Here is a 472-nt window from a genome sequence, read left to right on the forward strand (position 1 = left end):
CCTCATTTCTCGCTGCCGTCCAGATCAGATGCATCGCTCTCTGGGCTAAAATCTTGTGACGACACTATCTAAGCAGTAGTTCCGCCAACAGAAATGATTCCATCCGGCTGGCGCAAAAATTTGCGTTGAAACGTTCTGATAGCAGAGAGTGTCTGTGGGCCGATGATTCCATCAACAGACAAGCCCGGAAAGGCTCTTTTCTTTAATGCATCCTGTACTGCCAAAACATCATTTCTGTTATTCACACAGCCGATGCCTACAGCACCTGTAATTTCCATACCCCCTCCGCGATAAAGTAGAACCATACTCCGTGAGCAGGAATTATAATGCCGATAAAAGCCAAATAAGAACTGAAAAACCACAAAATCAGTGCAATAAAAAGACCAATTTAAGAGAGGCGCGAATTCAGATAATAAGTGCAACGCTCGGACATGATTGTGGAGAGTGTAGGAGGAAGGGTTAACTACCGATA

Annotated in this window: 1 protein-coding gene; it reads right to left on the reverse strand. The window is 44.7% G+C overall.

All coding sequences use genetic code 11. The features are described 5' to 3' along the window. Nucleotides 1-68 precede the first annotated feature (68 nt). On the reverse strand, nucleotides 69-472 hold a 404-nt coding region (locus tag ACSZPU_RS26295; RefSeq protein WP_499004567.1), incomplete at its 5' end, for a peptidoglycan-binding domain-containing protein.

The organism is Phytobacter sp. V69 (assembly GCF_965644215.1).
GTDB lineage: Bacteria > Pseudomonadota > Gammaproteobacteria > Enterobacterales > Enterobacteriaceae > Phytobacter.